The organism is Brevundimonas sp., from assembly GCF_046295595.1.
GTDB lineage: Bacteria > Pseudomonadota > Alphaproteobacteria > Caulobacterales > Caulobacteraceae > Brevundimonas.
Genome location: NZ_JBKBMX010000005.1, coordinates 154,913 through 178,131, shown reverse-complemented (window position 1 = coordinate 178,131; position 23,219 = coordinate 154,913). Strand labels below are relative to the sequence as shown.

Here is a 23,219-nt window from a genome sequence, read left to right as displayed (position 1 = left end):
CTTCACGGGGGAAGGTGGCCGGCGGAGCCGGTCGGATGGGGGTGCTGGTTCCGCCGATGGTCTGGCCGGGGACGAGCCAACCGGACGGGCCCGGTGCTTCACCCCCCATCCGTCTCGCTCCGCGAGCCACCTTCCCCCGCAAGGGGGGAAGGAATTTTAAGGGCGACCGTGCATCGTCCTTCCCATGAAGCAGATCGACCAGATGCGCCGGCGGGCTGCGCGCTATCTCGCGGTGGAGGCGGTCGAGATCGCCCCGGCGAAGGGCGTGTTCTCGCTGAGCTTCGACGACTTTCCAGCCACGGCGTGGAGCGAGGCGGGGCCGATCCTGGCGCAGCATGGGGTCAAGGCGACCTACTATGTCTGCGGCGGCCTGTGCGACGGCGTAAACATGGGCCGGGACCAGTACCGGGTCGTAGACCTGCAGGCGCTGCACGCGGCGGGACATGAGGTCGGGTGCCATACCTTCGGCCACACCAGCGCCCTGCGGATGGACGCGGCGGCGCTGCGGCTGAGCCTTGAGGCCAATGCGGCCTGGGTGGCGGAGCGGCTGGACGGGCATCGGATGACGACCTTCGCCTGGCCATTCGGCGACGCGACGGTCGGCGCCAAGCGGGTGGTGCGCGGGCGGTTCGATCTGGCGCGGGGGGTGCGCGACGGGATCAACGCCGGGCGCGAGGATCGGGCGCTGATCAGGTCTATCGGGCTGGAGAGCCGGCGGCTGCCGGGCTACGACCTCGAAGGGTTGATGACCGAGGCGGCGGAGCGGCGCGGCTGGCTGACGGCCTATGGGCACGATGTGAGCGACCGGCCAACGGACTATGGCTGCACGCCGGACGATCTGGACCGGGTGCTGCGGCTGGCGACGGCGGCGGGGCTTGAGGTGCTGCCGGTGGGGGCGGCGTGGGAGACGGTTCGCAAATAACCTTTCGTCATTCCGGGCGAAGCGCAGCGAAGACCCGGAACCCGGCGGCGCCGCGACGGCGGCGAAACACCGGACGTTGAAGTCGATGCACCGGCGCTCCCGACAGGTTCGCGCTCGCGCGCGCCGCTGGGTCCCGGATCGCGCCGCTGCGCGGCTTGTCCGGGATGACGAAAGCAATAGAGGGCGTTACGCCGCCTCGGCCAACCCCTGCGCCTTGCGCCCGTCAGCCCATTTGATCAGCGCCGCGCGCGGCCAGGCGACGATCCACGAGCGGGCGGTGTAGTCGCCCTTTTCGATCAGGGCGGCGCGGGTCGGGGAGCTGGTCGCGGCGCGTTGGGTGTGGATGTCGCCGGGACCCTGGTGGATCATGAAGGCGCCGTGCTTCAGCGGGTTGAGGCGCAGATAGGCGAGGCGCGGGCTGATCTGCTCCAGCGGCGGATCATAGAACCACGACGAGCCGAGCATGCCGGCCATGTCGGGGCGGCGCTTGAGGATTTCGGCGGCGGTGGCCCAGGCGCGGTCCCAGCCGGCCTCGTTGAAATCGGACAGTTCACGGCTCTCGGTATGGACCTCCAGCCACGGCTTCCAGGCCTGGGCGGCGGCGTAGGCCGGGATCACCGACCAGCCCCAGCCCTCGCGGGCGTGGCGCAGGACTTGGCCCGGGCCCATGGGCGACGACAGGTCGATCATCTGGGTGCGGGCGCCGGGGACGCTGAGGACCAGCGAAATGCGCACGTCCTTGGCCCAGAAGTCGCGGTCATACGGGTCGGGCGCGGCGGTGAGAAAGTCCGCGAGGCGGCCGATCCATTCCGGGTAGAGTTCGAGCGCGGCGGCCGGCAGGTCAGCGGCCGGGACGCGGGCGGGCATCTCAAGCGCCCAGATGGCGACGAGGGCGCGGCGGTGGTCGTCGTTCAAGTCGGCTCCGAAGGCGGCCTGCAGGGCCTCCTCGACGCGATGGCCGGGCTGGTCGAAATCCCAGTGCGGAGCAGCGGCGGCGGCCGCGTCCGCAGCGGCGCCCTTGAGGGCGTGGAGGCGGGCGCGGTCCTCTGGCGGGACCCGGTTCAGCACGGCCTCGAAGGTGGCCACATGGGCGGGGGCGAGCGTTTCCATGCCGCCATCCTGCCCGACAGCGGTTGGCCGACGGTTAAGGCGCGCACGAAAAAGGCGGCGGACCGGAGTCCGCCGCCTCTGTCATTTCACCTTCGAACCGATCAGTTCGGGGTCGGAGCCGGGTTGGCCGGGTCCTCGACGTGATCGACGTGGCCGTCGGTCGGGTTCTCGACCGGCGGCGAGGCGGTGGTGGTCACCGTCGCGGCAGGCTGGCCGTTCGGGGCGGTCACGCCCGTGGTCGCAGCGTCGGCGGCGGCCTCGGCCGCGCCGGTGGCCGGAGCCTCCGACGAGGTCGAAGGCGCGGTCTCGGCGTCGCCCTGGGCGGCGCTAGCCGGGTTCAACACGGCGTCGATCGGGAAGATGCCGCCGTTGCCGGCGTCGATCTCGGCCTGAACCACGGTGGCCGAGCCATAGGTGATGGCCTCGCCGGCGCCGTCGATCTGGACCTCAAGTCCGCCGGCAGTCGGGATCTCGCCCGCGGCGCCTTCGATCTGCGCCGTCGTCAGGTCGGTGACCAGCACATGGTAGAGCAGCAGATTACGCAGCTCCTGGGCGTTGGCGGGGTCCAGCAGGCGGGTGCGCTCGGCCTCGGGCAGGGCCGCGAAGGCGGCGTCGGTCGGGGCGAACAGGGTGATGGCCGGGCGGGTTGCCAGAGTCTCGGTCAGCTGGGCCTGGTCGAGGGCGGTCAGCAGGGTGGTGAACTCGCCGCGCGCCTTCAGCACATCGATGACGTTATTGGCGATGGCCGGCGCGGCGTCGGCGGCCGGGGCGGCTTGCGCCGGGGCGGCGGGCGCGGTCTGGGCCATGGCGGCCGGAGCGGTCAGCAGGGCCGCAGCGGCGGCGGCGGTGAGCAGAGTGTTGCGGAGCATGAGTATCCCTCTTCGTCGTCAAGAGACCGCGAGGCGTATCGTAGTGCGGTCGAGATGATGAAAGCCGCCCCGAATAAACCGTGACGCCTTCCTGAGTTCCATATTGGCATCGGCACGGGGCGAAACATCCGGCGACGAGAGGTCATCTCAAGGCCATTCCGGGGTGATCTGCACAATACCGACGATATGCGGCCACAAAGTCAGGCGCGGCGCGAACTAACCCAGATTCGCAGGCGCGATCCACCACCGGGGGTTATCCTTTGCCAGACTCCGGCCCGCCGAGGCGGCGGCCGCGGCCGTGTCGAACAGGGCGAAGACTGTGGCCCCGGAGCCCGACATGCGGACCAGACGGACATCCGGGAGGATCGACGCGGCATCGAGAGCGCGTGCGATGGCGGGAGCGCGGGCCACCGCGGGCGCCTGCAGGTCGTTGCGCTGCCGACCCAGCCAGTCGATGACGGCGGCGGCGTCCCAGCTGGACGGCGCGGCGGGGCGGTCGGCCAGCGACGGCGGCCCCGCGTCGAAGGCGCGGTAGACCTCGCCGGTCGGCGAGGCGACGCCCGGATTGATCAGCAGGGCCGGCACCGATGGCAGGCGCGGCTCGGGCGTCAGGATTTCGCCGCGCCCTTCGGCCCAGGCGGCGCGGGCGTACAGACACATGGGGCCGTCGGCCCCGACCGTCATGGCGATGTCGGCGAGGGCGTCATCGTCGAGCTCAAGAGCCAGCAAGTCGCGCGTCAGCTTGAGCGCCGCCCCGGCGTCCGAGGAGCCGCCGCCGAGCCCGGCGGCGATGGGCAGGCGTTTGTCGAGGGTCACGGCGACCGGCGGCTCGCCGAGGCCGGCGACGTCACCGAGCGCGCGAAGGGCGCGCAGGATCAGGTTGTCGTCGGCGCCGTGCAGCGCGCCGGCGAACGGGCCCTCGACCGTCAGGAACAGGCGGTCGGACGGGGCCACGGAGATCCGGTCCCCGACATCGGCGAAGGCCACCAGGCTGGCGAGCGGATGATAGCCCGCCTCATCGACGGGGCCGACGTGGAGGAACAGATTGATCTTGGCCGGGGCGAGGGCCGAACGCGGCGTCATGCCTCAGAATTGGCCGCCGGACAGGACGGTGCCGGTCAGGCCGTCGGTCAGCTTCTGCTCGACCTCGGCGCGGCGTTCCGGCTCGGGCTCGAGGGTCAGAACCCGGTTCCACTGCCAGGCCGCCTCGCGTCGGCGTCCGACCTGCCAGTAGGCGTCGCCGAGGTGGTCGTTGATCTCGGCGTTGGCGGGCTGTTTGGACACGGCTTCTTCCAGAGTCGTAACGGCCGCGTCGAACTGGCCGCGGCGATACTGGGCCCAGCCGAGCGAGTCCTGGATGTTGGCGTTGCGCGGATCGGCGGCGAAGGCGCGGGCGATCAGTTCGGCCCCCTGTTCGACGCGGCGGCCGCTGTCGACCCAGAGATAGCCGAGGTGGTTCAGCAGCACAGGCTCATTGGGCGCCATCTGCAGCGCGCTCCAAAGTTCCGCCTCGGCCTCCTCGATGCGGCCAAGCTGCTGCAGGGTGCGGCCACGATCGAAACGGACGTCAACAGACCGGTCGGCGGTGTTGACCGTCGGACGATCCAGAATGGCGAAGGCTTCGGCGTAGCGTTCGAGATTGTAATACTGGTTGGCCAGCAGGCGCGAGACGACGACCTGGTGCGGAGCCGCCTCGTCGGCGCGGATGAAAGCCGCGAGGGCCTCGTCCCCCCGCCCCTCCTCCTCGAGACTGAGGCCCAGGCCGACTTGGGCGCTGGCGTAGACGATCGGATTGGTCCGGCTGACCCGGCCGAAGGCGGCGCGGGCCGCGGAGTCCTGGTCCGCTTCCTTCAGGCTTTCGGCCAGTCTGAGGGTGACGGTGTCGTCCGGGTGCAGGGCCGCGGCGAGATGCAGGTAGATGGCCGACAGCTCATGCACATTGACCTGGCTGGTCTCGATCGCGGCGAAGGTCAGGGCGTCAGCGGCGATTTCAGCCGTCTTTGGCGCCGCCGCAGCGCGCCCCCCGCCTTTCAGGCGTTGCCCGGCCGCGAGGGCGCGGGGGTCGGGATTGCCGCCGGTCAGCGCCGCCGCATAAACCGCGAGCGCGTCGTCACGACGGCCGCGCCGCTCGAGGAAGGCGCCGTAGTGGACGCGGAACAGGCGCGCGCCATCCGGAACCGCCAGCAGGGCCTGGTACTCGGCCTCGGCCTCGGCGTAGCGGCGGCGGCTTTCGAGCAGTTGAGCCCGCTGGTCGCGCAGGACCAGTCCGCCAGCTTCGGTTGTCGGCGCCTCGACGGGACGAAGAGCGGTGTCCCAGTCGCCGCCGGCGGCCGCGACCGCGGGCAGCAGATAGGCGGAAACGGGGCCATAGGGCTCAGGGAAGGGCGCGCCGCGCAGTTGCGCCAGCGCCGCCTCGCCGTCGCCGTCGCGCAGGGACTGCACCACGCCGGCGAGGCGGCCGGCCCCGGCGAACAGCGGGGTATCCTCGACGAACGGCGCCAGCCGCACCACGGCGTCTATGTCGCCGGAGAACAGGCTGGCGAGGAAGGCCTCGCCGCCTAGCTGCGGCTGTTCCGGGGTCAGGGCCTGACTGCGGGTCAGCAGGTCCGCGCCGGCGGCCTGTTGACCCCGGAGGCTGGCGACCCGGCCGGACAGGTACAGGCCGTAGGCGGACTGGCCGTCGGCGGCGAAGGGCGCGGGAGACCAGACCTCGGGGATCGGGGGCCCGGCCGGTTCGACCGGCGCCGCCTCGGGCGTGGCCGTCTCCGGCTCGATGACGATCAGGGGCGCGCGGGCCGGGGCGGGCGCGGCGGCCGGCTCGGCGGCCGGCGCGTCCTGGGCGGCCACGGGCGCGGCGAAGGCCAGCAGGGCGCAGCCGGAAAGGAGCAGGCGAAGGGAGGAGTGGCGCATGGTCCCGACCCTTCCCCCATTATGCGGCGGCGGCAAGGCCTCTCCCTTTCGCGGCTGTCACATATTCGGATAGTTGGGGCCGCCGCCGCCCTCGGGCGTGGTCCAGACGATGTTCTGCGACGGATCCTTGATGTCGCAGGTTTTGCAGTGGACGCAGTTCTGGGCGTTGATGACGAAGCGCGGATCGGTCTTCGCCGCCTCGTCGCCATAGACCACTTCATAGACCCCCGCCGGGCAGTAGAGGCGCGCCGGTTCGCCGTATTCGGGCAGGTTGACACGGATCGGGATCGACGGATCCAGCAGCTTGAGGTGGGCCGGCTGATCCTCGGCGTGGTTGGTGTTGGAGATGAACACCGACGACAGCTTGTCGAAGGACAGCTTTCCGTCCGGTTTCGGATAGGCGATCGGCTTGTGTTTCGCGGCCTTTTCGGTCGAGGCGGCGTCGGTCTTCTTGTGCTTCAGCGTGCCGAACACGGAGAAGCCGCCGAACAGGGTCTGGAACCACATATCGAACAGGCCCAGCGCCCCGCCAAGGGTCGTGCCGCAGCGACTCAGCAGCGGCTTGGCGTTGCGGACGCGCTTGAGCTCCTGGCAGACCCAGCTCTTCTCCCAGGCGGTCTGGTATTCGACTAGCTGGTCCCCTGCCCGGCCGGCGGTGACGGCGTCATAGGCGGCGTCGGCGGCCAGCATGCCGGTCTTCATGGCGTTGTGGCTGCCCTTGATGCGGGGGACGTTCACGAAGCCGGCCGAGCAGCCGATCAGGACGCCGCCGGGGAACGACAGTTTCGGCACCGACTGGAAGCCGCCCTCGGTGATGGCGCGGGCGCCGTAGGAGATGCGCGTGCCGCCTTCGAGGTGTTCGGCGATCGACGGGTGGTGCTTGAAGCGCTGGAACTCGTCGAACGGCGACAGGAAGGGGTTCTTGTAGTTGAGGTGGACGACGTAGCCGACCGACACATAGCGATCGCCGAAATGGTAGAGGAAGCTGCCGCCGCCGGTGAACTCGTCCAGCGGCCAGCCGGTGCTGTGCTGGGCCAGGCCAGGCTGGTGCTTGTCGGCCGGGACCTGCCACAGCTCCTTGATGCCGATGCCGAATTTCTGCGGCTCGGCCGTGTCGCACAGGTTGTGGCGGGCCATGATGGTCTTGGCGAGGGAGCCGCGCACGCCCTCGGCGATGAAGACGTATTTGCCGTGCAGTTCGATGCCCGGCTGGAAGTCGCCGGTCGGCTTGCCCTCGCGGTCGATGCCGAAGACGCCGGCGACGACGCCCTTCACCCGGCCGGTCGGTTCGTCCCAGACGACGTGGCTGGCGGCCATGCCGGGGTAGACCTCGACGCCCATGCCCTCGGCCTGTTCGGCCAGCCAGCGGCACATGTTGCCCAGGGAGCCGATATAGCAGCCGTCGTTGTGCATCAGCGGCGGCAGCATGAACATCGGCAGGGAGGCCTCGCCCTGCGGGCCGAGGATCAGGAAGCGGTCCTTCGTCACCGGCGTGTCCAGCGGGGCGCCGCGCTCCTTCCAGTCGGGGAACAGCTCCTTCAGGGCGCGCGGGTCAAGGACAGCGCCCGACAGGATGTGGCCGCCGATCTCGGCGCTCTTTTCCAGCACGGCGACGGTGACCTCTTTGCCGTCCTTTTCCGCCCGCTGCTTGAGGCGGATGGCGGCGGCGAGGCCGGAGGGGCCGCCGCCGACGATGACGACGTCATACTCCATGACCTCGCGCTCGACACCGGCGAGGGCCGCGGCCGGCGGCAGTTTGTCGATCACGGCTTCCTGCCAGGCGTTGGCGGCGCCGCCCTCGATCGCGTTCTCGGCCATGGCTGAATTCCTCGTTGCAAGCAGGGTCTTGTGGTTTTCCGCTTATCGGAAGGTGACGCAAGGGTGGTCAAGGACTATCCCTGTCCCGACCCGCCCATGACGCCGCAGAACCTGGACATCGCCGCGACCGAAAGCCTCCTCGCCTTCTGGCGCGACGCGGGGGTCGACGCCTGTTTCGGCGACGCGCCGGTCGACCGGACGCACGTCGAGCCGCCGCCGGCGGTCAAGGCGGTGGCGAAGGCGACGGCGGCCGTAACCCCCGTGATCGATACGGCCGACGCGCTGTCGGAGGCGCGGCGGCTGGCGGCGGGGGCGGACACGCTGGAGGCGCTGGGGCTGGCGATCGCGGCCTTCGAGGGCTGTTCGCTGAGGGGCATGGGGGCGCGGCAGTCGGTGTTCGCGCGCGGCAATCCGCAGGCCGAGGTGCTGATCGTCGGCGAAGGCCCGGGGGCCGAGGAGGACGCGCGCGGCCAGCCGTTCGTCGGCAAGGCCGGCCAGTTGCTGGACCGGATGCTCGCCGAGGCCGGGCTGGAGGGCCGGGTGTTCATCACCAACACGGTGTTCTGGCGGCCGCCGGGCAACCGCACGCCGACGCCGGCGGAACAGGCGGTGTGCGCCCCGTTTGTCGAGCGGGCCTTCGCCCTGCTGAAGCCGCGGGCGGTGCTGCTGGTCGGGGCGACGTCCTCGAAGGCGGTGCTGGGCGTCGACGAGGGGATCATGAAGCTGAGGGGCCAGTGGCGCGAGTGGCGGCTGGCCGAGGGCGGGATCTCGGCGCCGGCCCTGCCGACCCTGCATCCGGCCTTCCTGCTGCGGCAGCCGATGGCCAAGCGTCAGGCCTGGGCCGACATGCTGTCGCTGGCGGCGCGGCTGGACAAAGACGCCGGGCTCTAACTCGCCGGGCATTAACCTGACTGACTCAAAACTGCCCCAAAAGGGGTCAATCCTTGACACGGGCCGGGGCGGTGGCGCCGTTCTGGCCTGACGACCGAACGAACAGCGCCGCATGGATCGAGTCGAGACGATCCGCATGACGCTCCAGGGGGGCCGCCTTAGTGACGATCCAATTCCGCCGCGCGTTTTTCGCGCCGACGACTGTTCTGGCGTTCGCCCTCGCCCTGGGCGCCGCCCTGCCCGCGCAGGCCGAGGACGACCCCCGGCATGGCGTGTCAGCGCTGAGCCACGCCGACCGTCTCAGCTACACCACCGCCTTTGACGCCCTGCGCCGCGGCGATCTCGAAATCGCCCGCGCCTCGGCCCGGCAAGCCAATGACCGCGTGCTGCTGGGCCAGGTGGAGTTCGAACGCCTGTTCCACGCCGACTATACGGCCACCTATGAGGAGCTGACGGCCTGGCTGGAGGAATATTCCGACCTGCCGGGCGCGCCGCGCGCCTATAATCTGGCCCTGCGCCGCCGGCCCGACGGGGCGCCCGAGCCGAAGCGGCCGCCCGGCGTCAGCGGCCGGACCTGGTCCAGCGTCTTCAGGGCCGGCGGGGGCGCCGATCCCGACGATCCGACCAAGGCGGCGCGCATCGCCCTCAACAACGACGATCTGCACGGCGCCGTGACGCTGGGCGAACAGATCGGCGACTGGTGGGTGGTCGGCCTGGCCCGGTACCGCTTGGGCGAATTTGGCAAGTCGGCGGCGGCGTTCGAGCGGGTGCTGGACGATCCGACCGAGGACGGCTGGGTGCGCGCCGGCGCGGGCTTCTGGGCCGCCCGGTCCGCCGGACGCTCGGGCCAGCAGGACCGGGTGCACGGCCTGCTGCGGCGCGCCGGGGCCTGGCCAGCGACCTTCTATGGCCAGATCGCGCTGCGGCAGCTGGGCGAGGAGCCGACGATCGAGAATCTGGGGCCGACGCCCTATCGCGCGGCCGGGGTGCAGCGCGCCGTCTACCAGTCCGAGGAGACGTCGGACGTGGGCGCCGACGAGCTGAACGAATTCATCCGCACCGACCATCGGGCCTGGCGCACGGTGGCCTATTCCGAAGTCGGGCGCACGACCGACGCGCGCGACGAACTGCGCACCGGCCTGCGCTCGTCGGTGACCGAGCGCGGGCGCCAGCTGTGGGCCGCCCTCGGCCGGGCGCTGGGCCCGCGGGTGATGGGCGTCAGCGACGACGGGCGGCGGATCGACGCCCACCGCTATCCGCAGCCCGACATTCAGCCGGAGGGCGGCTTCGTCATCGAACGCTCGCTGGTTTACGCCATCGCCCGCAAGGAGACCGACTTCAACGCCAATGCGCGGTCGCCGGTCGGGGCCTATGGGCTGATGCAGGTGATGCCGACGACGGCGGCGGAACTGGCCAGTGACCGCAGCTTCGTCTCGTCGCCGGAGCGGCTGTTCAATCCCGCGGTCAACGCCCGGCTGGGTCAGGCCTATGTCAGCAAGGTGCTGGCCATGCCGGCGATCAACGGCGACCTGCTGCGGGTCGCGGCCTCCTACAACGCCGGGCCGGGACCGATGGTCGCCGCGGTGCGCAAGCTGGGTCACGACGCCGATCCGCTGCTGCTGATCGAGACCATCGATGTGCCGCAGGCGCGCGACTATGTGGAGAAGGTCGTGGCGGCCTACTGGATCTACCAGCGGCTGAACGGGCGGCCATTGAACACCCTGGATGCGGTAGCGTCGGGCGCGACCTTGGCGCCGCTGGCGCTCGACTATGTGCCGCCGCCTGCGATCCAGCCGCTGGACGTGGCTTCCGCCGTGGCGACCAGCGGCGCGCCCTAGAGGCCGGCCAGCAGCAAGGCCGGCAGGCAGCAGGCGATCACGATCAGCAGGCCATAGACAAGCAGGGTCGGTCGGCGAGGCTGGGGCTGTTCGGCGGGCATCGACATGCTGACCCTGAACGCTGGCGCGTTGGCGAGACCCCCGGAATACCGTCGTTGTCTTAAGGCGGCGTTCGGGCGAGAGGTTAACGAAGGGCTTCCGCCGACCATTCGAGGAAGTCGGGCTGGGCCAGAAGGGCGTCGCGATAGGCCGCGGCCGAGCCGTCGTCGCCATACCGGGCCGGATCGATCTGGAAATGGCGGAAGCGGGCGGCGACCGGGGTGAAGAAGGCGTCCGGGACCGACCAGTCGCCGAACAGATACGGTCCGCCCGCGCCGAAGCGGCGGCGCATCTCCATCCACAGCGAGACGAGGCGGAGGATGTCGCGTTCCACGGCCTCGCCCGTCGGCGGCGGCGAGCGGTCGGGGCCGACCATGGTGTGATCCGGACCCATGCCGCAGTCGGTGCGCAGGGCCATGAAGCCGCCGTGCATCTCGCACGCCGCCGAGCGCGCCAGCCAGCGGGCGTGGGCGTCGGCGGGCCACAGCTTCGCCTCGGGATAGCGTTCGGCGCACCAGACGGAGATGGCCATGGAGTCCCAGATGGTCTCGCCCTCGACGGTAAGCAGGGGAACGAGGCGGGAGGGGGATATCCGCTCAAGCTCGGCCTGTCCGGCCGGGCTGTAGATGTCGATCTCGCGGACGGTGAAGTCGGCCTTGCAGCGCTTGAGCACCAGCCACGGCCGCAGGGACCAGGTCGAGTACAGGCGGGGCCCGATGATCAGTTCCATGAGTCGCTCCGTTGGTGAGGCGAGGAATAGACCGCGGCCCCGGCGGCCGCCATGCCCGCGAGGGCGAGTTCGCGAGGCTCTGCCACAAGCTGCGCTTGACTCGCGACGGTCGCGGACCGACACGACCGGCCCATGATCATCCGCTATTCCCGCCCCGACGCCCTCGCCATCTGGTCGCAGGAGACCAAATACCGGATCTGGTTCGAGATCGAGGCGCACGCCGCCACGAAAATGGCCGAACTGGGGGTGATCCCGGTCGAAGCGGCCGAAGCGATCTGGGCCAAGGGCAAGGACGCGGTGTTCGACGCCGACCGCATCGACGAGATCGAACGCACCACCAAACACGACGTCATCGCCTTCCTGACCCATGTGTCGGAGATCGTCGGCGAGGAGGCGCGCTTCCTGCACCAGGGCATGACGTCGTCGGACGTGCTGGACACCTGTTTCGCGGTGCAGCTGGCGCGGGCGTCGGACCTGCTGATCGAGGGCGTCGACCGGGTGCTGGCCGCGCTGGAAAAGCGAGCGCAGGAGCACAAGTTCACGCCGTGCGTCGGGCGCAGCCACGGCATCCACGCCGAGCCGGTGACCTTCGGCCTGAAGCTGGCCGGCTATCACGCCGAGTTCCAGCGGGCCAAGCGGCGGCTGCTGACGGCGAAGGAGGAGATCGCCACCTGCGCCATCTCCGGCGCCGTTGGCACCTTCGCGAATGTCGATCCGGCGGTCGAAGCCTATGTCGCCGACAAGATGGGCCTGGCGATCGAGCCGGTCTCGACCCAGGTGATTCCTCGCGACCGCCACGCGGCCTTCTTCGCGGCGCTGGGCGTGGTGGCCTCGTCGGTCGAGCGCCTCGCCATCGAGATCCGCCACCTGCAGCGGACCGAGGTGCTGGAGGCAGAGGAGTTCTTCGACAAGGGGCAGAAGGGCTCGTCGGCCATGCCGCACAAGCGCAATCCGATCCTGACCGAGAACCTGACCGGCCTAGCCCGTCTGGTTCGCTCGGCGGTGACGCCGGCGATGGAGAATGTCGCCCTGTGGCACGAGCGCGATATCAGCCACTCGTCGGTCGAGCGCGGCATCGGGCCGGACGCGACGATCCATCTGGACTTCGCCCTGCACCGCCTGGCCAATGTCGTCGAGCGGCTGAACGTCTATCCCGAGAACATGGCGAAGAACCTGAACCTGCTGGGCGGGCTGGTGCATTCGCAGCGGGTGATGCTGGCCCTGACCCATGCCGGCGTCAGCCGGGAGGACGCCTATGCCGCTGTGCAGGAGAACGCCATGAAGGTGTGGCGCGGCGAAGGGGCCTTCCTCGACTTCCTCAAGGCCGATGCCCGGGTGACACTGCCGGAGGCGCAGCTCGAGGCGCTGTTCGACATCGGCTACCACACCAAGCACGTCGACACGGTGTTCGCCCGGGTGTTCGGGGCAGCGTGACCCGCAAGGCCGGCTTCGCGCTCCGGTCGTCGACACTCACACGCGGCTGTTGATCCTCGGCAGCCTGCCGGGGGACGCCTCGCTGCGGGCCGGGCAGTACTACGGCCATCCGCAGAACGCCTTCTGGCGGCTGATCGGCGGCGTGATCGGGTCCGATCTTTCCGTCCTGCCCTATGGGGCGCGGCTGGCGGCGCTGGCCAAGGCCGGCGTCGGTCTGTGGGACGTCATCGCCAGCGCCGAGCGGCCCGGCAGTCTGGACGCGGCCATTCGACAGCCCGAGGCGGCCGACCTGCGCGGGCTGGTGCAGGACCTGCCAGACTTGCGCGCCGTGGCCTTCAACGGCGGCAAGGCGGCGAAGCTGGGCCGGGCGGTGCTGGCCGATCCGCCGGGGCTGGCGTTGATCGATCTGCCGTCGTCCAGCCCCGCCCATGCGCGGCCGCTGGCGGACAAGGCGGCGGTCTGGGCCCGGCTCGCGATTCACCTCGGCTGAGTCGACTGCGCGCACGTGTCGCGCCCCGAAATGAGCGGCCGACGCATCCTTTCGGCGGCTCGCCCATATCCGTCGGGTTAGCCGCGCGCATCGCGGTTCATAACCGGAGACGCACCATGAAACTTGCCCGCTACACCGCCCTCGCCGCCGTGTCGGCCGCCGCCCTCGCGGTCGCCGCCTGCGGCAACAACGAGACCGCTCCCGCCGAGACCGTGGCCACCGACACCGCCGCCATGGCGCCGGCCGCTGCCGAATCCGGAACCGTCGTGACCGTCGCCCAAGGCAACCCCGACTTCACCACCCTGGTCAGCGCGGTCCAGGCCGCGGAGCTGGCCGAAACCCTGAACGGCGCCGGTCCCTTCACCGTCTTCGCCCCGACCAACGCCGCGTTCGAGAAGATTCCGGCCGCCACCCGCGACTCGCTGATGGCGCCGGCCGGCAAGGAAGACCTGACCCGCATCCTGACCTATCACGTGGTCCCGGGTCGCGTTGACGCCGCGGCCCTGACCCAGCAGATCCAGGCGGGCGGCGGCACGGCCACCCTGACCACGGTGCAGGGCGGGACGCTGACGGCGCGCGCCGAGGCCGACGGCTCGATCACACTGACGGACGCCGCCGGCGGAACCGCCAAGGTCGTGCAAGCTGATGTGGCCGCCTCGAACGGCGTGATCCACGCGGTCGATACGGTGGTCATGCCGGGCTAACCGGCGACATCCGACCCGAAATGCAAAAGGCCGCAGCTGTGAGGCTGCGGCCTTCAGCGTGTCTGGTGGAGAGGCTTATTCGCCGTTGCGGATCTGTTCGCGGGCGACGGAGGCCAGCTCGTCCATCTTGCGGCGAATTTCGCCTTCCGAGACGGTCAGGCCGGCGCCTTCGAGGTCCTGGGCGATCTTGCGGAAGACGTCCTCCTCGCCCGGCTGTTCGAAGTCGGCCTTGACGATGGCGCGGCCGTATTCCTCGGCGCGATCGGCGTTCAGCCCCATCTTCTCGGCCGCCCACAGACCCAGCAGCTTGTTGCGCCGGGCGATCGCCTTGAATTCCTGTTCCTGATCGAGGGCGTATTTGGACTCGAAGCCCTTTTCCCGATCGTCGAAGGTCGTCATGGGCGTCTGCTGGCTCCGTCAGGCGGCGCGTGGCCGCGGGTCGAGCAGGTCTATAGCCCGCCCGGTGTGGAACGCAACGGAAACCCTGACGGGTCGGGACGGGTCGCCGTTTGTGTCGCAGCCCACGTTCCGCTAAGGGGAGCCCTCGAATTCTCCCGCTCGCCCGATTCCGGATCGCGCCGCCCAGACCACCGTGCTGGCCGCGCGTTTTTCGTTTTCTGGCGAGGCCCGCCCGGACCCACGATGATGAACGTCAAGCGCAAGAAGCTCTACGAGGGCAAGGCCAAGATTCTGTACGAGGGCCCGGAGCCCGGCACCCTGATCCAGTACTTCAAGGACGACGCCACCGCCTTCAACGGCGAGAAGAAGGCCCAGCTGGAAGGCAAGGGCGTCATCAACAACCGCATCAGCGAGTTTGTCATGTCGCGCCTGAACGGCATCGGCGTGACCAACCATTTCATCAAGCGGCTGAACCTGCGCGAGCAACTGATCCGCGAGGTCGAGATCATCCCGCTGGAGGTCGTCTGCCGCAACGTCGTCGCGGGCTCGATGAGCCAGCGCCTCGGCATCGACGAGGGCACGCCCCTGCCCCGCTCGATCATCGAATTTTATCTCAAGAAGGACGAGCTCAACGACCCGATGGTCACCGAGGAGCACATCACCGCCTTCAACTGGGCCACGACCCAGGAGCTGGACGACATCCTCGCCATGACGGTGCGCGTGAACGACTATCTGTCGGGCATGTTCGGCGCCGTCGGCATCACCCTGGTGGACTTCAAGATCGAGTTCGGCCGGGTGTGGGAGAACGACTTCAGCCGGGTCATCCTGGCCGACGAGATCAGTCCCGATTCGTGCCGCCTGTGGGACACCAACACGGGCGAGAAGCTGGACAAGGACCGCTTCCGCCGCGATCTGGGCAATGTGATCGAGAGCTACACCGAGGTGGCCCGCCGCCTCGGCATCATGAAGGATATGCCGACCGTGATTCAGGGGGGACTGCACTGATGGCGAAGGTCAAGGTTCACGTCTTCCTGAAGCCGGGCGTGCTGGACGTGCAGGGAAAGGCCGTCGAAGGCGCGCTGCACGGACTTGGCTGGGCCGGGGCGAACAACGCGCGCGTGGGCAAGCTGATCGAATTCGACCTTGAGGGCGTGGACGATCCCGCCGCCGAGGCGAAGAAGATGTGCGAGCAGCTGCTGGCCAACACGGTGATCGAAAGCTATCGCGTCGAGATCGCGTGAAACGCGGTCTGAAGCTGGTCGTCGCCCTCCTCGTCCTGGCAGGATGCATCATCTTCGCCTCGGCGCTGGCTGGCGGTCTGATGGACGACACGGCCTTCACGCCTGCGGCGAAGCTGGCGGCCCACTGAGGGCGACTCCAGGCGGCTTGCTGCGTTAGGTTCAACAGACCCCGGACGAGGACGCGCCATGCCCTTTACTCTCAGCTCGAACGACATCTCCGACGGCGGCGTGCTGCCGGACGCGCAGGTCCAGGCCAGGGGCAACACCTCGCCGCACCTGCAATGGTCGGGCGCGCCCGAGGGGACGAAGAGCTACGCGGTCACCTGCTACGATCCGGACGCGCCGACGGGCTCGGGCTTCTGGCACTGGACCGTGGCCAATATTCCGGCCGATGTGACTGAGCTGGCGACGGGCGGTCCGGTTCCGGCGGGGGCGGTCGAGGGCCGCACGGACTATGGCGAGCCAGGCTTCGGCGGGGCCGCACCGCCGCCGGGGCACGGGCCGCACCGCTACATCTTCACTGTCGTCGCCGTGGACGCGGACAGGCTGGAGGTCACGCCGGACGATTCCGGCGCGGTGTTCGGCTTCAACCTGCATTTCCACACCCTCGCCCGCGCCTCGATGACGGCGACGTACGAGAACCGCGGCTGACGGAACCGCAGCCTTTCGGCCGGGGTTAGCCCGGGCATGTCCGATTCCATCTTTTTCGACGGCTGGGCCGGCCCGCTGCGAATCCTGATCGTCGGCGTGCTGTCCTATGCGGCCCTGATCCTGCTCCTTCGGCTCACCGGCAAGCGGACGCTTTCCAAGCTGAACGCCTTTGACCTGGTGGTCACGGTCGCCCTGGGGTCGACCCTGTCGACCGCCATTCTCGACAAGAACACGCCGCTGCTGGACGGCTTGGCGGCCATGGCCCTGCTGGTGCTGCTGCAGTTCGTGGTCACCTGGACGATGGTGCGCAGGCCAAGCCTGCATCGGCTGATCCGGGCGGACCCGGTGCTGCTGATGGCGGGCGGGGCGCTGCGGCCCGACGCGCTGCGGCGGGAGCGGATCACCGACGACGAGGTGCTGCAGGCGATTCGCGATTCCGGCGGCCGCACCCTGGCCGACGCCGATGCGGTTTTCCTCCAGAGCGACGGCTCCATGGCGGTGATCTCCCGCGAGGGCTGAAGCCGCCCTGACATCGCCTTCGAACGGTGCTAGAGGCGCGGCCATGAGCGCAGCCGTCATCGTCTTCCCCGGTTCCAACTGCGACCGCGACTGCAAGGTCGCGATCGAACGCTCGACGGGCGAGACCGTCGACATGGTCTGGCATCAGGATACGGAGCTGCCGTCGGGGCTGGATCTGATCGTGCTGCCGGGTGGATTTTCGTACGGCGACTATCTTCGTTGCGGGGCCATGGCGGCGCAGTCGCCGGTCATGCAGGCGGTGAAGAAGGCCGCCGACGACGGCGTGGCCGTGATCGGCATCTGCAACGGCTTCCAGATCCTGTGCGAGGCCGGAATGCTGCCGGGCGCCCTGCTGAGGAACGCCGGGCTGAAATACGTCTGCAAGCCGATCAGCCTGACGGTCGCCAACGGCCAGACCCGCTTCACCGCCGGCTACCAAGGCCAGCGCGAGGTGATCATGACCCAGGGCAACGGCGACGGAAACTATTTCGCCGACGCCGAAACGCTCGCCCGGATCGAGGGCGAGGGCCAGGTCGTGTTCCGCTATGTCGACAACCCCAACGGCTCGGTCGGCGACATCGCCGGCCTGCAGAACGCGCGCGGCAATGTGCTCGGCATGATGCCCCACCCCGACCGGGCGTTTGAGGACGAGCTGGGGTCGGCCGACGGCGCGACCCTGTTCCGGAGCATCTACGCGGCGGCTTGAGGCCCAGACTAATCCGGGCTGCTGTCATCCTCGGCCGCGCCTTGCACGCCGATCGACTGGTCGAGCGCATCCTCGTCGCCAGCGTTCACCGAGACGCCATTCTCCAGATCCGGCTCCTCGTCGGCGGTGATGACGCCGCCCGGGTCGCGCTGGGCGCTGAGTTCGCGCGCGCCGAGGCCAAGGCCCTGTTCGCGGGCGCGGTCGGCCTGGACGGTGTCGGTCTCGAACGTCGGAGTCTCTTCGGGACGGTCGGTCTGGTCAGCCATGATGGTCTCCTTCTGCAGGGAGGAACCCGGCCCGCCCCGCCCAGGTTCCGGCGCGAATGAACCAAGCGGGTCCCGGGCGCGTAGAGTCGGGACAGCCACGCTGGCCGGAGCCGCCATGTCCTCGATCATTCGACCGAACCCCGCCCAGATGACCCGCCGGATGATCGTGCTGGCGACCACCGTCTTCGCCATCGTCATCGCCCAGGCGCAGATCCTGATGGGGTGGGGTCAGTCGCCGGGCGAGTTCTCGGCCGACAGCGATGAGACGCTGAGGGTCGCGGGCTACGCCTTCTCGATCTGGGGCGTGATCTATCTGGGGCTGCTTGTTTACGCCGTGCGGCAGGCGCTGCCGCAGACCGGCGAAAGCCTCTTGATCCACCGGTTCGGGTGGCCCTCGGCGGCGGCCTTCCTCGGGATCGGCTGGTGGATCGTGGCGGCGGCCTTCGACTGGGAGACGGCCACGGTGGTGCTGATTTTCGCCTCGCTAGCGGTGCTGCTGGTTCCGTTGATGATCCATGCCGGCGCGATCCGGCGGCTGGCGCGCGGCGACCGGGACCGCTGGATGCTTGTCTGGCCGCTGGCGCTGCTGGCCGGGTGGCTGACGGTGGCGGCGCCGCTGAACCTGTTGACGGTGGTGACGGGCAATGAAGCCCTGCCGGCGATGCTGAGCCCCACGGCCTGGGCGATGCTGGCCATTGCCGTCGTCGGGCTGGTGGCCGTGGGTGTGACGCGGCAGTTGCGGACGCTTGCCTACGCCCTGCCCATCGCCTGGGGCCTGCTGGGCGCCTTCGTCGCCGAGCAGGAGAGCAACGGGCCGCTGGCCTATTTCGCGCTTGTCGTCGCGGTGGCGGTGCTGGTTGCCGCGGTGATCCTGACCTTCCGGCTGCGATCGGGCGTCGAGCGCGCGGCCGACTAGTCGGCTTCGGGGTTCTGGCGCGGATCGTGATCGGGGGCGCCGATGTCGAAGGCGCCGCTCTCGTCGAAGCCGACGCTGCCGACGCCGACGGCCGAGCCGGTCAGGCGCTGGCGCCGGCTGGCCATGGCCTCGGCGGGCGCGGCGTCATCCATCGCCTTGGTGGTCTCCGGGTCGTTGGAGCGGTCCATCTGCTGATGATCGGCAGGCGTGGGCGCGGTCTCGGCCGGCGTGCGGGCCATCAGACCCCCTCCCCGTCGACGCCCTCGTCGTCATTGGCGGCGTGTTTGCTCAACCGTTCCACGGCGGCGCTGGCGCCGGCGTCGTCGGCGGCGATTTCCGGGGTGTCGGGGTCTTCGGGCGTGGCGGCGGGGTCGATGGGCTGATCGGTCATGGCGGCTCCTGTGGCGTCTGCGGACTCAATGAAGGGGCGGCGGCGATGTTCCCGTCGCGGACGGCTGACAGGCGCCCGAACTGCGGCTAGAAGGCCGGGCCATGAGCGCTCCGCAAAAGACCATGGCCGAACTGGCCGCCGAATACGGCCTGGCCCCCAATGAGTATCAGGTCGTCCTCGACCGGCTGGGGCGTGAACCGAACAACGTCGAACTGGGCGTGTTCTCGGTGATGTGGTCCGAGCACTGCTCGTACAAGTCGTCGAAGATCCACCTCGGCAAATTCCCGACCAAGGGACCGCGGGTCATTTGCGGACCGGGCGAGAACGCCGGGGTCATCGACATCGACGACGGCGACGCCTGCATCTTCAAGATGGAGAGCCACAACCACCCGTCCTACATCGAACCCTATCAGGGCGCGGCGACGGGCGTCGGCGGCATCATGCGCGACGTCTTCACCATGGGCGCGCGGCCGGTGGCCTTGCTGAACGCCCTGCGCTTCGGCGACCCGTCGCACGAGAAGACGAAGCGGCTGGTCAAGGGCGTGGTCTCGGGCATCGGCGGCTACGGCAATTGCGTCGGCGTGCCGACGGTGGGCGGCGAAACCAATTTCCACGCCGGCTACAACGGCAACATCCTGGTCAACGCCATGTGCGTCGGCGTGGCCAAGGCCGACGCCCTGTTCTATTCGGCCGCCCCGGCCCCGGGGCTGTCGGTGGTCTATTTCGGATCGAAGACCGGCCGCGACGGCATCCACGGCGCGACCATGGCCTCGGCCGAGTTCGACGAGGACTCGGACGAGAAGCGGCCGACGGTTCAGGTCGGCGACCCGTTCGCCGAGAAGCTGCTGATCGAGGCGACGCTGGAGCTGATGGCCTCGGGCGCCGTCGCGGCGATCCAGGACATGGGCGCGGCCGGCCTGACCAGTTCCTCCGTGGAAATGGCCGGCAAGGGCGCGGTCGGCATCGAGCTGAACATGGACGCCGTGCCCCAGCGCGAAGAGGGGATGACGGCCTATGAGATGATGCTGTCGGAAAGCCAGGAGCGGATGCTGGCGGTGCTGAAGCCGGGCCGCGAGGAAGACGGCTATCGCATCTTCAAAAAGTGGGGCCTGGACGCGGCGGTGATCGGGATCACGACCGACACGGGACGGCTGGTGCTGAAGCATCACGGCGAGACGGTGTGCGACGTGCCGCTGGCGCCGCTGTTCGACGACGCGCCTCTGTACGACCGTCCGTGGGTGCAGCCCGAGTTGCAGCCGCGTCTGGACCCCAAACAGGTTCCGGCGCCGGACAGCTGGGTCGATGCCGTGATCAAGGTGCTGACCTGCCCGGACATGGCCTCGAAGCGGTGGGTCTGGGAGCAGTACGACCGCCACGTCATGGCCGACACCTTGCAGGACTCCTCGACCGGCGCCGACGCCGGCGTGGTGCGGGTGCACGGCACGGACAAGGGTCTGGCCATGACCTCGGACGTGACGCCGCGCTATGTGCAGGCGGACCCCTATGAGGGCGGCAAACAGGCGGTGGCCGAGGCGTGGCGCAACCTGACCGCCGTGGGTTCGCGGCCGATCGCCATCACCGACAATCTGAATTTCGGCAATCCGCAGCGGCCCGAGATCATGGGCCAGATCGTCCGCGCCATCGACGGCATGGCCGAGGCCTGCCGGGTGCTGGACTTCCCGGTCGTGAGCGGGAACGTCAGCCTGTACAACGAGACCAATGGCGCGGCCATTCCGCCGACGCCGACGGTGGGGGCGGTCGGCCTGCTGACCAACTATGACATCGTCACCAGCTTCTCGGGGATGAGCGAGGGCGATGTGCTGGTGCTGATCGGCGATACGGTCGGCGAGCTGGGTTCGTCCATCTATCTGCGCGAGGTGCTGGGGCGCGAGGACGGGGCGCCGCCGCCGGTCGATCTGGCGCTGGAGCGCAAGACCGGCGACTTCGTCCGCGGCCAGATCGAGACGGGCGCCCTGACGGTGGTGCACGACCTGTCCGACGGCGGGCTGATCGGGGCGGCGGCGGATCTGGCGCTGGCTTCGGACGTCGGCGTCGATCTGGACGCCACCTCGGCGGCGCACGCCCACATCCTGCTCTTCGGCGAGGATCAGGCGCGCTATCTGGTCGCCGTGCCCGATGCGACGGACATCCTCGCGGCGGCGCAGGCGGCCGGCGTTCACGCCAGCATCGTGGGACGGGCCAAGGGGCGCGACTTCGCCTCGGGGGGGCCGGACGGCGACCTGTTCCGCCTGCCGCTCGACCACCTGCGCGAGATGCACGAGAGCTGGATGCCGGACTGGATCGAAGGCCGGGCATGAAGCGGGGCCTGACGGTTCTGCTGCTGGCGATCGGGCTCGCGGCCTGCGAGGGCGGCGGCGATCCGGTCGAACAGGCGCTGCGCGACGCTTCGGCCGAGCGGCAGGCCGCGGCGACCCGGACCACGGCCGAGCTTGAGGCGGCGCGCCCGGCGGACGGGGCCGACCAGGCCTATGTCGAGGCCGCCATCGAGGAGCACCGCGACGCCATCGCCAACGCCGAGGCGTCGCTGAAGGCGTCGTCCGATCCGGCGCTGCGCCAGCTGGCCGAACGGACGATCGAGACGCGTCGGGCCGAGATCGCCGCGCTGCAGGCGTGGAAGCCCGCTACTCCGCCGACCAAGTGACGACCGTCACATTTCCCGGCTAGGTCGGGGGCGGCACGCTCCGGAGGTTCCCATGTCGGCATTTGATTCCCTGTCCCGTCGCGGGCTGCTGTTGGGCCTCGGCGCCGGCGGCGCCCTGGTCGGCGGCGGTCGTCAGGCCTTGGCCGATCCTGTATTCGCGGAATATCCATTCCAGCTGGGCATCGCCGCCGGCGACCCGGCCGCCGACGGCTTTGTGATCTGGACCCGGCTGGCCCCGCGCCCGCTCGAGATCGGGCACGGCATGCCTTCCGCCCCCGTGTCCGTGAAATGGGAGGTCTCGACCCAGGCCGGCTTCGGCGCGATCATCCGCAGCGGCGAAGTCGTCGCCCGCCCGGAACTGGCGCATTCGGTTCACGTCGAGGTCGAGGGACTGGACCCCGATCGCGAGTATTTCTACCGCTTCAGCGCCGGGCGCGAACGCAGCGCCATTGGTCGAGCGAAGACCGCGCCGGCGGCGGGCGCCGCGACCGCTCAGGCGCGCTTCGGCGTGCTGGGCTGCCAGGCCTACGAGCAGGGCTTCTACACCGCCCACCGCAAGGCGGCGGAGGAGCGGCTGGACTTCATTTATTGCTACGGAGACTACATTTACGAAGGGCGCGGCAGCCGGACGTACAACGGGTCGGGCGGGACGTCGGAGAATCCGCGCCAGCATTTCGGCGGCGAGATCTATTCGCTGGACGACTACCGCCGCCGTTACGCCCAGTACAAGCTGGATGTGGATCTGCAGGCGAGCCACGCCTCGACGGCTTGGTACTGCACCTGGGACGACCACGAGACCGACAACAACTGGGTCGCGGCGCTGGATCAGGACGGCACCCCGCCGGAGGTCTTCGCCCTGCGGCGGCAGGCGGCCGCCCAGGCCTTCTACGAGAACATGCCGCTGCGCCGGTCGGCCTTCCCGCGCGGGGCCGACATCCAGCTGTACCGCCACGCGGCCTGGGGCGACCTGCTGGATCTGAACCTGCTGGACACCCGATCCTACCGCTCGGACCAGCCGTGCGACGACGCCTGGGGGTCGACCTGCGAAGCCGTGTCGGACGCCCGGGCCCAGGTGCTGGGCGAGGCGCAGGAGGCGTGGCTGTACCGCAATCTGGAGCGCAGCCAGGCGCACTGGAAGGTGCTGGCGCAGCAGATCATGGTGATGGATCTGGACCGCAAGGAAGGGCCCGAGCCGGGCTACAACCTCGACACCTGGGCCGGGTACCGCATTCCGCGCCAGCGGCTGCTGGACCGGCTGCGCGAGCGGCGCATCGGCAACACCGTGATCCTGACCGGGGACGAGCACCAGAACTACGCCGGCGAGCTGTACCGCGACAGCCGCAACCCGGAAGGGGCGCCGATCGCCTCGGAATTTGTCACCACCTCGATCAGTTCGTCGGGCGACGGGCAGGACCAGCGGGCCGACGGTCGACGCTATCTGGCCGACAACCCGTTCCTGAAATTCAACAACGCCCAGCGCGGCTATGTCGTCTGTGACGTGACGCCTGAGCGCTGGCAGACCGAGTTCAAGGTGCTGGACAAGGTGTCGGAAAAGGGCGGGACACTGAGCACGCGGGCGACCTTGGCGGTGGCCAGCGGAGACGCGCGGATCGTGGCGGCCTGAGCGTCTCTCAGCGACAAGGAATTCGACGA

The 23,219-nt window shown here is 69.6% G+C and carries 26 protein-coding genes; 16 read left to right on the top strand and 10 right to left on the bottom strand.

The annotated features are described in order from the left end of the window. Positions 1–184: 184 nt before the first annotated feature. A complete protein-coding gene (locus tag ACK4JY_RS05610; protein ID WP_409603638.1) occupies positions 185–922 on the top strand; it encodes a polysaccharide deacetylase family protein in 738 nt (245 codons plus the stop codon). Positions 923–1,108: 186 nt separating this feature from the next. Here ACK4JY_RS05610 and ACK4JY_RS05605 read toward each other — a convergent pair whose 3' ends face one another. From ACK4JY_RS05605 to ACK4JY_RS05585, 5 genes are all read right to left on the bottom strand, one after another. After that, positions 1,109–2,032: a hypothetical protein gene (locus tag ACK4JY_RS05605; RefSeq protein WP_409603636.1), complete on the bottom strand. Its 924-nt coding sequence runs from the start codon at positions 2,030–2,032 to the stop codon at positions 1,109–1,111. 101 nt (positions 2,033–2,133) lie between these two features. Next, positions 2,134–2,901 (bottom strand): fasciclin domain-containing protein, encoded by a 768-nt coding sequence (locus ACK4JY_RS05600; protein WP_409603634.1) that lies wholly within the window; start codon positions 2,899–2,901, stop codon positions 2,134–2,136. Between the two features lie 216 nt (positions 2,902–3,117). After that, positions 3,118–3,984 (bottom strand): 4-(cytidine 5'-diphospho)-2-C-methyl-D-erythritol kinase, encoded by an 867-nt coding sequence (locus ACK4JY_RS05595; protein ID WP_409603632.1) that lies wholly within the window; start codon positions 3,982–3,984, stop codon positions 3,118–3,120. Between the two features lie 3 nt (positions 3,985–3,987). After that, positions 3,988–5,811: a tetratricopeptide repeat protein gene (locus ACK4JY_RS05590; protein ID WP_409603630.1), complete on the bottom strand. Its 1,824-nt coding sequence runs from the start codon at positions 5,809–5,811 to the stop codon at positions 3,988–3,990. 57 nt (positions 5,812–5,868) lie between these two features. Further along, positions 5,869–7,629 (bottom strand): 4Fe-4S dicluster domain-containing protein, encoded by a 1,761-nt coding sequence (locus ACK4JY_RS05585; protein ID WP_409603628.1) that lies wholly within the window; start codon positions 7,627–7,629, stop codon positions 5,869–5,871. Between the two features lie 96 nt (positions 7,630–7,725). Here ACK4JY_RS05585 and ACK4JY_RS05580 point away from each other — a divergent pair, with 96 nt between their 5' ends. Together ACK4JY_RS05580 and ACK4JY_RS05575 are read left to right on the top strand one after the other, a co-directional pair. Beyond that, a complete protein-coding gene (locus ACK4JY_RS05580; RefSeq protein ID WP_409603626.1) occupies positions 7,726–8,520 on the top strand; it encodes a uracil-DNA glycosylase family protein in 795 nt (264 codons plus the stop codon). A 161-nt stretch (positions 8,521–8,681) separates the two neighbouring features. Further along, entirely contained in the window at positions 8,682–10,358 is a 1,677-nt protein-coding gene (locus tag ACK4JY_RS05575) for a lytic transglycosylase domain-containing protein (protein ID WP_409603624.1), read from the top strand. Between the two features lie 184 nt (positions 10,359–10,542). On the opposite strand, the gene ACK4JY_RS05570 is transcribed toward ACK4JY_RS05575, so the two are convergent. Then, positions 10,543–11,187 carry a glutathione S-transferase gene (locus ACK4JY_RS05570; RefSeq protein ID WP_409603622.1) on the bottom strand — a complete coding sequence of 215 codons (645 nt, stop codon included), beginning with the start codon at positions 11,185–11,187 and terminating at the stop codon, positions 10,543–10,545. A 132-nt stretch (positions 11,188–11,319) separates the two neighbouring features. Between ACK4JY_RS05570 and purB the strand changes: the two genes are divergently transcribed. The 3 genes from purB to ACK4JY_RS05555 all read left to right on the top strand — a co-directional run bounded on the left by purB (position 11,320) and on the right by ACK4JY_RS05555 (position 13,815). Next, the gene (purB, locus tag ACK4JY_RS05565; protein ID WP_409603620.1) at positions 11,320–12,621 is read left to right on the top strand and encodes an adenylosuccinate lyase; all 1,302 of its coding nucleotides are present in this window, start codon (positions 11,320–11,322) and stop codon (positions 12,619–12,621) included. A 49-nt stretch (positions 12,622–12,670) separates the two neighbouring features. Then, positions 12,671–13,111 carry a DNA-deoxyinosine glycosylase gene (locus tag ACK4JY_RS05560; RefSeq protein ID WP_409603618.1) on the top strand — a complete coding sequence of 147 codons (441 nt, stop codon included), beginning with the start codon at positions 12,671–12,673 and terminating at the stop codon, positions 13,109–13,111. A 116-nt stretch (positions 13,112–13,227) separates the two neighbouring features. Next, positions 13,228–13,815 carry a fasciclin domain-containing protein gene (locus ACK4JY_RS05555; RefSeq protein ID WP_409603616.1) on the top strand — a complete coding sequence of 196 codons (588 nt, stop codon included), beginning with the start codon at positions 13,228–13,230 and terminating at the stop codon, positions 13,813–13,815. Between the two features lie 75 nt (positions 13,816–13,890). Here ACK4JY_RS05555 and ACK4JY_RS05550 read toward each other — a convergent pair whose 3' ends face one another. Then, a complete protein-coding gene (locus ACK4JY_RS05550; RefSeq protein WP_409603614.1) occupies positions 13,891–14,214 on the bottom strand; it encodes a DUF1476 domain-containing protein in 324 nt (107 codons plus the stop codon). A 246-nt stretch (positions 14,215–14,460) separates the two neighbouring features. Between ACK4JY_RS05550 and purC the strand changes: the two genes are divergently transcribed. Genes purC through purQ form a run of 6 tightly spaced genes read left to right on the top strand, consistent with a single transcriptional unit; the run spans position 14,461 to position 17,331 of the window. Next, on the top strand, positions 14,461–15,219 hold the full coding sequence (purC, locus tag ACK4JY_RS05545) for a phosphoribosylaminoimidazolesuccinocarboxamide synthase (protein ID WP_332638831.1): 759 nt from the start codon (positions 14,461–14,463) through the stop codon (positions 15,217–15,219). Beyond that, positions 15,219–15,455 (top strand): phosphoribosylformylglycinamidine synthase subunit PurS, encoded by a 237-nt coding sequence (gene purS / locus ACK4JY_RS05540; protein ID WP_409603612.1) that lies wholly within the window; start codon positions 15,219–15,221, stop codon positions 15,453–15,455. The genes purC and purS overlap by 1 nt, the downstream gene beginning before the upstream one ends. Further along, a complete protein-coding gene (locus ACK4JY_RS05535) occupies positions 15,452–15,583 on the top strand; it encodes a hypothetical protein (RefSeq protein WP_409603610.1) in 132 nt (43 codons plus the stop codon). The genes purS and ACK4JY_RS05535 overlap by 4 nt, the downstream gene beginning before the upstream one ends. 58 nt (positions 15,584–15,641) lie before the next feature. After that, positions 15,642–16,106: a YbhB/YbcL family Raf kinase inhibitor-like protein gene (locus ACK4JY_RS05530; protein WP_409603608.1), complete on the top strand. Its 465-nt coding sequence runs from the start codon at positions 15,642–15,644 to the stop codon at positions 16,104–16,106. Positions 16,107–16,142: 36 nt separating this feature from the next. After that, the gene (locus ACK4JY_RS05525; protein ID WP_409603606.1) at positions 16,143–16,625 is read left to right on the top strand and encodes a DUF421 domain-containing protein; all 483 of its coding nucleotides are present in this window, start codon (positions 16,143–16,145) and stop codon (positions 16,623–16,625) included. A gap of 43 nt (positions 16,626–16,668) precedes the next feature. After that, complete coding sequence (gene purQ / locus ACK4JY_RS05520) at positions 16,669–17,331, top strand: phosphoribosylformylglycinamidine synthase subunit PurQ (RefSeq protein ID WP_409603605.1); 663 nt, start codon at positions 16,669–16,671, stop codon at positions 17,329–17,331. A gap of 8 nt (positions 17,332–17,339) precedes the next feature. Here purQ and ACK4JY_RS05515 read toward each other — a convergent pair whose 3' ends face one another. Next, entirely contained in the window at positions 17,340–17,597 is a 258-nt protein-coding gene (locus tag ACK4JY_RS05515; RefSeq protein WP_409603603.1) for a hypothetical protein, read from the bottom strand. A 115-nt stretch (positions 17,598–17,712) separates the two neighbouring features. On the opposite strand from ACK4JY_RS05515, the gene ACK4JY_RS05510 reads away from it, so the two are divergent. Further along, on the top strand, positions 17,713–18,513 hold the full coding sequence (locus ACK4JY_RS05510; protein WP_409603602.1) for a hypothetical protein: 801 nt from the start codon (positions 17,713–17,715) through the stop codon (positions 18,511–18,513). Here the strand turns inward: ACK4JY_RS05510 and ACK4JY_RS05505 are convergent. Together ACK4JY_RS05505 and ACK4JY_RS05500 are read right to left on the bottom strand one after the other, a co-directional pair. Continuing rightward, positions 18,510–18,752 (bottom strand): Tat pathway signal protein, encoded by a 243-nt coding sequence (locus tag ACK4JY_RS05505; protein ID WP_409603600.1) that lies wholly within the window; start codon positions 18,750–18,752, stop codon positions 18,510–18,512. The genes ACK4JY_RS05510 and ACK4JY_RS05505 overlap by 4 nt on opposite strands. Continuing rightward, positions 18,752–18,904 carry a hypothetical protein gene (locus ACK4JY_RS05500; RefSeq protein WP_409603598.1) on the bottom strand — a complete coding sequence of 51 codons (153 nt, stop codon included), beginning with the start codon at positions 18,902–18,904 and terminating at the stop codon, positions 18,752–18,754. Before ACK4JY_RS05500 ends, ACK4JY_RS05505 begins: the two co-directional genes overlap by 1 nt. Positions 18,905–19,005: 101 nt before the next feature. On the opposite strand from ACK4JY_RS05500, the gene purL reads away from it, so the two are divergent. From purL to ACK4JY_RS05485, 3 genes are read left to right on the top strand one after another with little or no spacing between them, the layout of a single operon-like run. Then, complete coding sequence (gene purL, locus ACK4JY_RS05495; protein ID WP_409603596.1) at positions 19,006–21,222, top strand: phosphoribosylformylglycinamidine synthase subunit PurL; 2,217 nt, start codon at positions 19,006–19,008, stop codon at positions 21,220–21,222. Then, positions 21,219–21,566: a DUF305 domain-containing protein gene (locus ACK4JY_RS05490; protein ID WP_409603594.1), complete on the top strand. Its 348-nt coding sequence runs from the start codon at positions 21,219–21,221 to the stop codon at positions 21,564–21,566. The genes purL and ACK4JY_RS05490 overlap by 4 nt, the downstream gene beginning before the upstream one ends. Positions 21,567–21,618: 52 nt before the next feature. Next, positions 21,619–23,190, top strand: a complete 1,572-nt coding sequence (locus ACK4JY_RS05485) for an alkaline phosphatase D family protein (protein WP_409603592.1) — start codon at positions 21,619–21,621, stop codon at positions 23,188–23,190. Positions 23,191–23,219: the final 29 nt, after the last annotated feature.